Below are 6,902 nucleotides of genomic sequence, written 5' to 3' on the forward strand. Positions count from 1 at the left end.
CTGGCCGGGACCGACCTGATGGTCTTCGCCGGCACCACCCAGCCAGTGGCCTTCTTCGCCTATCCCGGCCGGCCCAGCGTGCTGGTGCCCGAAGGGTGCGCCACCCTGTCCCTGGCGGACCGGGCGACCGACGCCGCAGCGGCCCTGCAGGCCCTGGCGGACGCCCTTGGCGCTCCGGCTTCCGGGCCGACCCAGCCCCTGAAGCGCCCGGCCAGCCCGGCCTCGGGGCCCCTGACGCCCCAGGCCTGCGGCGTCGCCGTGGCCCGTCACCTGCCCGAGGGCGCCATCCTCTGCGACGACGCGGTCACCTCCGGGGGCGGGGTCGCCGTGCCCTGCATGACCACGGTTCCCCACGAGGTCCTCGCCCTGACAGGCGGCGCCATCGGCATTGGCGGTCCCATGGCCATCGGCGCGGCGGTGGCCTGCCCGGACCGGAAGGTCGTTTCCCTGAACGGTGACGGCTCGGCCATGTACACCGTGCAGAGCCTCTGGACGATGGCCCGCGAGAAGCTGGACGTGACCGTGGTGGTCTTCGCCAACCACAGCTATCGCATCCTCAACATCGAGATGAGCCGCACCGGGGCCGGCCAGGCCGGGCCCTCGGCGCGCAAGCTGCTGGATCTCGGTGATCCCAACATCGACTGGGTGTCCCTGGCCCGCGGCCTGGGCGTCGAGGCGGTCCGCTGCGAGACCGGCGAGGCCTTCGAGGCCGCCTTCGCCAGCGCCATGGCCCAGCGCGGTCCGCGCTTCATCGAGGCGGCGATCTGAGTCCCGACCCCGGGGCGCAACGAAAAGGGCCCGCGGGAGCAATCCCGCGGGCCCTCGTCGTTCCGGGGTGAGCCGGCCCTACTTGTTGCCAGGCAGGGCGCAGTCCTTGGAGAAGGCGCAGCCCACCGCATTGATCGGCGTCAGCGGCTCGCTCTTGTACTCGAGGATGTAGCCCTTGAGGCCGTCGGCGCAGGCGGTCTCGAGATAGGTCGTGCCCGCAGCGGTCTTGCCGAGCACACGGACCGCGGAGACTTCACACTCGTTCCGGCCCATCTTCTTCAGGTCCGCCGTGACCGCCTTGAAGGACGCCTCCGGCTTGGAGAAGGAGCAGCGGTAGCCCACGACCGGGGCGCGGGCGCAGTCCACCACCTGGGTGGTCTCAGCCCTGGCCGTGAAGATGCCGACCGCGCCGTCGGGACGGTTCCCGCAGGCCAGCTCGACGACATCCCTGCCCGAGGGCGCGGGGAAGGGCGCGTACTTGGCGACCTGGCAGTCGAAACCGGCCTTCTTGGCGAGGTTGGAATACAGGCCCGCCTGGGCGGTCTGCGCTTCCTTGGCGTCGGTCAGGCTGCAGCCGCCGAGCAGGCCCATCGCCTTCTCGCAGGGCGTCGTCTGGGCGAGTTCGCCCTTCTCGACCTTGTAGATGTAGCCCTTTCCGTCCTCGCAGGCGGCTTCGTAATAGCTGGCGCCCGCCTGGGACAGGCCGATGTAGCGACGACCCTTGACCGTGCAGCCGTTGTTCGCCGCAGCGGCGAACCGGTCGACCACGGCGAGGCGGGAGGCTGCGTCGCGCAGGGTGCACTTGATGTTGCCGTCATTGGCGTCGAAGACAAGGCAGTCGTTCGCAACGACGTCGCTGTCGGGATTGGCGGGCGCGCCCGCCTGGAGCACGTAGCCCACGCCCCCCTGGCAGGAGACTTCGAGGAAGGTGTTCTTGGTCGTCTGCCCGATACCGCGTGCGGCGTCCGGCGTGCAGGCCACGCCGGCCTTGGCCAGGATCGGCGCCAGGTCCGCGACAGGATTGGCGTTCCCGGGCAGTTTGCAGGGCAGGGAAGGCGGCTTGCCGTCCGCCAGAGGGGTGTTCGCCTCGATGCAGGTGAAGGCAGAGGGCTGCGCCCCCGCTGCGGCCTGGAGCACGAAACCGACGCCGCGGTCGCAGTCGATCTCATAGTAGTTGGTGACAACCTTGGTCTTGGGGTCGCTCGTCCTGCCGACGAATCGGGCGTCGGTAACCTGACAGGCGATCCCTGCCGCCTGGGCGATGGCAGGCGCCTCGGCCATGCCTTGCGTGCGCGCGGCGGCGAGGGCGGCTTGCTCTCTCTTGGTGGACGAGACGGCAGCGACCGTCCCGAGTGCCAGGACCAGGGCCGCCGTGCCCAGGCCGATTGCGACGCGTTTCATCTTGGGGTTCCCTCCGGGGGTCTCTGTTCCCAAGGCTCTTAATCCCTAGGCGGCCAGAACGGCAAGACGCCATGACCGCGAGTCGACATCCCATCCTCCTGTGACGGTTTCTGGGCGGCCTTGCAGGGATTTGGGTTTGATCCCGGGGCGCCAAGGGCCGAAAGTGGCGGGCCAAGGAGTCCCGTTCATGCGCGATGGTTTCGAAGATCCGGTCCTGGAGGCCCACAAGGCGAAGATCACCTATCCTTTTCCCGGTGGTCCCGACCAGGGCGAGGCGGTGGACGTCGCGCCCGGGGTCAAGTGGCTGCGCATGCCGCTGGGCGGCTCTTTGGCCTGGATCAACGTCTGGGCGATCCGCGAGGCGGAGGGCTGGGCGATCGTCGACACCGGCCTCGGCGGCCAATCCACGCGGGAGTCCTGGCGGAAGGCCCTGGCTGGCCCCCTCGAGGGGCTCCCGGTGACCCGGGTCTTTGTGACCCACATGCACCCTGACCACATCGGCATGTCCGGCTGGATGACCCGAAAGTTCGGGTGCCGGCTCTGGATCACCCGGCTCGAGTTCCTGATGTGCCGGTCCCTGTCGGCCGACACTGGCCGCGAGGCGCCGGAGGATGCCCTGACCTTCTATCGCGCCGCGGGTTGGGACGAGGAAGCCCTCGAGGACTACCGCGCCAGGTTCGGCGGGTTCGGCAAGAGCCTCCACGCCCTGCCCGACAGCTTCCATCGCCTGTCCGACGGCGATGTCGTCCGGATCGGCGACCATGACTGGAGGGTGGTTGTCGGTTCAGGGCATTCGCCCGAGCACGCCTGCCTCTGGTGCCCGGACCTGGCGCTGATGATCAGCGGCGACCAGGTCCTGCCCAAGATCACCTCCAACGTTTCGGTCTTCCCGACCGAGCCGGCGGGCGACCCCCTGACGGACTGGCTGACCTCGCTTGCGCGGATCCGCACGATCGTGCCGGATGATGTCCTCGTCCTGCCCGCGCACAATGAGCCCTTTCATGGCCTCCATGCCCGGATCGACCACCTGATCGGCGGGCACGAACGCAGCCTGACCCGCCTGCACAAGCTGCTGGCCGAGCCCAAGCGCGCCATCGACACCTTCCACATCCTCTTCAGGCGCAAGATCGATCGCTGGACCCTGGGCATGGCCACCGGCGAGAGCCTAGCCCACCTCAACTGCCTTCTGGCCCGGGGCCAGGCCGTCCGCACTCAGGACGAGGCCGGGGTGGACTGGTACCGTGCCGTCTGAGGCGGTCCGGGTCCGGGAGGCCGGGCCGGACGACCTGGCGACCATCCACGGCTTCATCCTGGACCTGGCGGAGTACGAGCGGCTGGCGCAAGAGGCGCGGGCCACCCCGGCCGACCTGGAGAGGGACCTCTTCGGCCCGGCGCCGCGGGTCTTCTGCGACATCGCCGAGATCGGGGGCGTTCCCGTGGGCTTCGCGCTCTGGTTCTACAGCTATTCGACCTTCCGTGGCCGGCATGGAATCTGGCTGGAGGACCTCTTTGTCAGGCCGGAACGCAGGGGGGCGGGGGCGGGACTGGCCCTGCTGAAGGCCCTGGCCCGGCGCTGCGCCGACGAAGACCTTGCGCGGCTGGAATGGTCGGTGCTGGACTGGAACGCTCCGGCCATAGGTTTCTACGACCGCCTCGGAGCCCTGGCGATGGACGACTGGACGACCCGGCGCCTGACCGGCGCCGCCCTTGAGGCCCTGGCGACATGAGCGACCCCCCTGTCACCGTCATCCGCGCGACTGCTGAGGAAGAGGCCGACATCCGTCGTCGCGTGCGGGAGGTGGACCCCGCCAGCCTGGGCCCCGACCGGATTCTCGCCACGCCGGACCAAGCAGCCTCCCTCGCCCGGATGCTGGCCGACCCCCGGGTCTCGGATCCGATCTACGACCTGCCCCGGCCGATCACCGAGGCCAGCGTCCGGGCCTGGATCGAGGAGACGGCGGCCCTCCAGGCGGCGGGCGAGGCCATACTTATCCTCTCCCTGGACGAGGACGGAGAGGTCGCAGGCTATTCCCGCTTCAGCATCTGGCCGGGCCGGTCCTCGGCTGAGCTCGCCGGGGCGACCCGGGCCGACCGGCAGAACCGGGGGCAGGGAACGGCGGGCGCCGCCCGGTCCTTCGGCTGGATGTTCGAGGTGCTGGGCGTGCGGCTGATCGGCCTGACGGCGGCGCTGGACAATGTGCGCTCCGCCCGGGTGATCGAGGCCGCCGGCTTCCGCCCCATGGGTGAGCGCGACAGCCGCCGGCCCGACGGGACCCTCCGCCGCTCCCGCTACTGGGAGATGACCTTGGAGGACTGGCGCCGGGGCCGCGCCTCCGGCCCTGAAGACGCCTCTTCGCGAGCCAGTAGCCAGGCCTTGCGCTCCAGCCCTCCGGCATAACCGGTCAGGGCGCCGGATCGGCCGATCACCCGGTGGCAGGGGATCAGCAGGGCCACGGGATTGGCGCCGTTCGCCAGGCCCACCGCCCGGACGGCCCGGGGCGCGCCGACCTGGATGGCGATGTCGAGATAGCTTCGGGTCGCGCCCCCGGGGATGTCGCACAGGGCCGTCCAGACCTGCTCCTGGAAGAGGGTCCCCGCCGTGGCGCAGTCGAGCCGGGCCAGGGCGTCCGGATCGCCCTCGAAATATCCGCCCAGGGCCTCGGATACGCGAGGCGGCGCCGCACCCGTCTCCAGGGAAGGCCCGGGATACAGGCGCGCCATGCGCTGGCGGATGCGGGGCAGGCCTGAGCCGAAGTCGAGGCCCCGGAGGATCCCCGCCTCGTCGAGGATCACCTCGATCCGGCCAATGGGTGAGGAGACCTCCGAGACCGTCAGTCGGCGGGGCGGCGGCGCGTCGATCTTCATTCGGCGGGTCCTTTGCGGGGGGATGCGACGTCGGCGTCCTTCGCCCAGAGATGGGCGGCGGCATAGGCCCGCCAGGGACGCCAGGCCTCAGCCCGCGCCAGAAGGGCTTCGGGGGTGGGCCTGTGACCTTCCGGGTCTGCAGCCGCCCTCAGGAGGGCCAGGTCCGAATGCGGGAAGGCGTCCGGCTCGCGAAGGGCGCGCATGGCGATGTATTGGGCGGTCCAGGCGCCCACCCCGGGGAGGGCCGAGAGCCTGTCGACGGCGCCTTCGAGATCCTGGCCCGGAGCGAACAGTTGGGCATCCTCCCTCGCCAGGCGGGCGATGGCCGCCAGGGCCCTGCCGCGCGCCCGGGGCATGGGCAGGGACTCCGGGTCGATGCTGGCGAGGCGTTCCGGTCCGGGAAACAGCCGGTCCAGGCCGAACCGGCGAGCGGACTCGGTGTCGATGTGCGCGCCATGGTCGGCCGCCAGCCGGCTGGCCAGACCCCGTGCGGCGACCACCGTCACCTGCTGGCCAAGGATGGCCCTGACCGCCGTCTCGAAGCCATCCCAGGCGCCGGGCGCCCGAAGACCGGGATGCCGGGTGACCAGGGGGCCAAGTTCAGGATCCTCGCCGAGATGCGCCCGCACGGGCTCAGGGTCCAGGGCAAGGTCAAAAACCCTGCGAACCTGGGCCAGGACCCGGGGAAGGACACGGAGGTCCGGAAACCAGAGACTGGCGGACAGGGTGTCGCCCCGCCCGGGCTCGACCCGGACCACGCCGGCGGCGCCTGCGACCGCCAGGGTCCGCACATAGGCCTGGCCGTCGATCCGCTCGACCCCCTCCACCTGCCGTTGGGCGAAGAAGTGCAGCATCCGGGGCCAGTCGTAGGGCGGTCGGTAGGCGAGCCGCAGGGTGACGCCGTCGGACAGGCCCGCCTCTGCGCCGGGGCGGCGGCGCAGGCTTGAGGGCGTCCGGCCACAGGCGGCCCGGAAGGCCTCGTTGAAGCGCCGCAGGCTGCCGAAGCCGGAGGCGAGGGCGACCTCTGACATGGAGAGTCCGGTCTCCCGGATCAGTCGGTGGGCCATATGCAGCCGCCGGGTCTGGGCCACAGCGACCGGGGAGGCTCCCAGATGCTCCTGGAACAGGCGTCTGAGATGTCGCTCTCCCACGCCCAGGCGCCCTGCCAGGTCCTGCATGTCGCCGTTGTCCAGGGCCCCGAGGTCGATCAGGGCGAGGGCGCGCGAAACCGTGTTGGCGGTCCCGTTCCAGGCGCCGAGCTCCGGCGCGGCTTCCGGGCGGCATCTCAGGCAGGGCCGGAAGCCAGCAAGCTGCGCCGCCGCCGCCGAGCTGAAGAAGCGCACATTCTCCGGCCGGGGCTTCCGGGCCGGACAGACGGGCCGGCAGTAGATTCCGGTCGTAACCACGCCCCCGAACAACTGCCCGTCGAGGCGGACATCCCGGGTGGCGAAGGCGCGAAAACTGGCGGCGGGATCCAGATCCATGGCCTCAGCATGGTCTCTTCCGAGGCGAATGTCTGGCGGTTTTCGGACGCCGATTCCACGGTCGGCGTCCCCGGCCAGGTCAGGGCCTGGCCGGGGAGCTGGTCTCAGGACGCGGGCTTGGCGGCCGCCGGCTGCTGGGCGTTGTTGCCACCCGGCAGGGGGCCGCGGTTCAGGTCGAAGAACTTGGGCGCCATCTTCGGCACGGCCTCGTCCAGGATGGACTGGACCGTCCAGCCCTCAGGCTTGGTCACGGTCTCGACCGGACGGGGCTGGGAGTAGAGGATGATGTTCTCGCCCGAGGCGCCGAAGATCTGGCCCGAGACGTGGGCGGCGGCGGGCGCCACCATGGCCACAGAGAAGCGGGCCGGCTGGTCGGCGCGGATC

Annotated in this window: 7 protein-coding genes and 1 pseudogene; 4 read left to right on the forward strand and 4 right to left on the reverse strand. The window is 70.8% G+C overall.

All coding sequences use genetic code 11. From position 1 onward, the window contains the following. Positions 1-768: thiamine pyrophosphate-dependent enzyme (locus INE98_RS01695; RefSeq protein WP_293536036.1), on the forward strand; the 768-nt coding region annotated here is incomplete at its 5' end. Between the two features lie 78 nt (positions 769-846). Here the strand turns inward: INE98_RS01695 and INE98_RS01700 are convergent. Then, positions 847-2,169, reverse strand: a complete 1,323-nt coding sequence (locus INE98_RS01700) for a hypothetical protein (RefSeq protein WP_293536037.1) — start codon at positions 2,167-2,169, stop codon at positions 847-849. Positions 2,170-2,356: 187 nt separating this feature from the next. Between INE98_RS01700 and INE98_RS01705 the strand changes: the two genes are divergently transcribed. The 3 genes from INE98_RS01705 to INE98_RS01715 are packed head-to-tail and all read left to right on the forward strand — an operon-like array spanning position 2,357 to position 4,567. Continuing rightward, the gene (locus tag INE98_RS01705; protein WP_293536038.1) at positions 2,357-3,421 is read left to right on the forward strand and encodes an MBL fold metallo-hydrolase; all 1,065 of its coding nucleotides are present in this window, start codon (positions 2,357-2,359) and stop codon (positions 3,419-3,421) included. Further along, positions 3,411-3,896 carry a GNAT family N-acetyltransferase gene (locus tag INE98_RS01710; RefSeq protein WP_293536039.1) on the forward strand — a complete coding sequence of 162 codons (486 nt, stop codon included), beginning with the start codon at positions 3,411-3,413 and terminating at the stop codon, positions 3,894-3,896. The genes INE98_RS01705 and INE98_RS01710 overlap by 11 nt, the downstream gene beginning before the upstream one ends. Then, entirely contained in the window at positions 3,893-4,567 is a 675-nt protein-coding gene (locus tag INE98_RS01715) for a GNAT family protein (RefSeq protein WP_293536040.1), read from the forward strand. The genes INE98_RS01710 and INE98_RS01715 overlap by 4 nt, the downstream gene beginning before the upstream one ends. Here INE98_RS01715 and INE98_RS01720 read toward each other — a convergent pair. From INE98_RS01720 to INE98_RS01730, 3 genes and pseudogenes are all read right to left on the reverse strand, one after another. Then, positions 4,459-5,034 carry a methylated-DNA--[protein]-cysteine S-methyltransferase gene (locus tag INE98_RS01720; protein WP_293536041.1) on the reverse strand — a complete coding sequence of 192 codons (576 nt, stop codon included), beginning with the start codon at positions 5,032-5,034 and terminating at the stop codon, positions 4,459-4,461. The two genes, INE98_RS01715 and INE98_RS01720, sit on opposite strands and share 109 nt — an antisense overlap. Continuing rightward, a complete protein-coding gene (locus INE98_RS01725) occupies positions 5,031-6,518 on the reverse strand; it encodes an AlkA N-terminal domain-containing protein (protein WP_293536042.1) in 1,488 nt (495 codons plus the stop codon). Before INE98_RS01725 ends, INE98_RS01720 begins: the two co-directional genes overlap by 4 nt. A 104-nt stretch (positions 6,519-6,622) precedes the next feature. Next, a pseudogene (locus tag INE98_RS01730) lies at positions 6,623-6,902 on the reverse strand (hypothetical protein); the annotation flags it as partial.

This window comes from Phenylobacterium sp., from assembly GCF_020253645.1.
Taxonomy (GTDB): Bacteria; Pseudomonadota; Alphaproteobacteria; order Caulobacterales; family Caulobacteraceae; genus Phenylobacterium.

What these genes read in the sequence shown, in the direction of transcription:
- INE98_RS01700 (WP_293536037.1), bottom strand. Translation starts at nt 2,169, where the DNA reads ATGAAACGCGTCGCAATCGGCCTGGGCACGGCGGCCCTGGTCCTGGCA.
- INE98_RS01705 (WP_293536038.1), top strand. Translation starts at nt 2,357, where the DNA reads ATGCGCGATGGTTTCGAAGATCCGGTCCTGGAGGCCCACAAGGCGAAG.
- INE98_RS01715 (WP_293536040.1), top strand. Translation starts at nt 3,893, where the DNA reads ATGAGCGACCCCCCTGTCACCGTCATCCGCGCGACTGCTGAGGAAGAG.
- INE98_RS01720 (WP_293536041.1), bottom strand. Translation starts at nt 5,034, where the DNA reads ATGAAGATCGACGCGCCGCCGCCCCGCCGACTGACGGTCTCGGAGGTC.
- INE98_RS01725 (WP_293536042.1), bottom strand. Translation starts at nt 6,518, where the DNA reads ATGGATCTGGATCCCGCCGCCAGTTTTCGCGCCTTCGCCACCCGGGAT.